We start from the raw sequence: 1,126 nt of genomic DNA, 5'->3' as shown, positions 1-1,126 counted from the left end.
GGCCAACGGCCCGGCACGGACCCCACCCCCGCGCCCGATCCGGGCTGGGGCTCCCCCGGAGCGACGGCCCCCCGGAGGGCCCCCGGAGGGCACCCAGCCGCTGGGGGCCGGCTGCCGACGGGCCGGGGTGTGGTGCGGCGGGGGCGGGGCCGGCGTGGTGCAGCCTTCACGGGTCCGGGCGGTGGGGTGCGGCCGGTAGTGCCCGCCCTTCCCGGTGGGCCGGGGCGGAGTGGCCTGGTGGTCGGTCAGCTGGCGGTCCAGGTCCAGTAGCCGTGGCCGATGGAGTAGGTGGCGTCCTCGTTGGGCTCGCATCGCTCGATCAGGGCGCCGTCTGCGTAGTCGATGACGTCGACGGTGGTATCGGTGATGCGAAGGGTGTCGCGGTCGCGGTGGCGCTGGTTCTCGGCGTCGATGTCGGCGGCGATCCGGCGGACGACGTCAAGGCTTACTCGCGGCAGAGCGAAGCCGTTCGGGCAGGTGAGGCCATTCGTGAGGGCCGGGTAGGGGCCAAGGGTGTCGAGGTGGACGATGGCGGGGGTCCAACCGCTGGAAGGGGCCGGGACGGCGCCGTACCTGAGGGTCCAGCGGTGGCGGGCCTGGGCGGCGGCGATGCAGGCGGTGATGGCGGTGAGCATGGTCTGCAGCTCGGCGGTGAACCGTTCGGCGCCGCCCTCTCGGTGGTAGAGGCGGGGGGAGCTGTAGATGGCGGTTTCGTAGGAGCCGCCGGTCTCGTCCCGGGCGGGCGTGTAGAGGGCCCGCATGCCTCGGTAGTCCGAGAGTCGTACCTCTACGTCGCTGTCGCCGTCCTCGATGCCGATTTCGCCGCCGTCGGCGGTGGGGATGACTAGCCAACACAGGGCGCTGGAGGCGGTCCAGTACTCGGGGGTGATGCCGTGCTGAGCGAGGGCGTGGGTGATGGCGTCGCTGAGCATCTGCTCGCCGGTGTAGGCGTGGGTGGTCATGGTGTCCTCCGAAGGTTGGGTGGTCCGGGGCGCTCGCTCCGGCCGGGGTCGGGGGGGGGGGGGGGGGGGGGCCCCCCCCGCCCCCCCGGGGGGGGGGGGGGGGGGGGGGGGGTCGCGGGCCGGGCGGCGGGCACGGCGCTCCTTCGCTGGTCGCGGGGATGGGC

Annotated in this window: 1 protein-coding gene; it reads right to left on the bottom strand. The window is 74.8% G+C overall.

Going from position 1 to position 1,126, the window contains the following annotated elements:
• Window positions 1-245: 245 nt before the first annotated feature.
• Complete coding sequence (locus ACFV1W_RS39605) at window positions 246-962, bottom strand: hypothetical protein (RefSeq protein WP_380422321.1); 717 nt, start codon at window positions 960-962, stop codon at window positions 246-248.
• Window positions 963-1,126 lie beyond the last annotated feature (164 nt).

The organism is Kitasatospora sp. NPDC059648, from assembly GCF_042734825.1.
Taxonomy (GTDB): Bacteria; Actinomycetota; Actinomycetes; order Streptomycetales; family Streptomycetaceae; genus Kitasatospora.
This window is presented reverse-complemented; position numbering and strand designations above follow the sequence as displayed.

What these genes read in the sequence shown, in the direction of transcription:
- ACFV1W_RS39605 (WP_380422321.1), bottom strand. Translation starts at nt 962, where the DNA reads ATGACCACCCACGCCTACACCGGCGAGCAGATGCTCAGCGACGCCATC.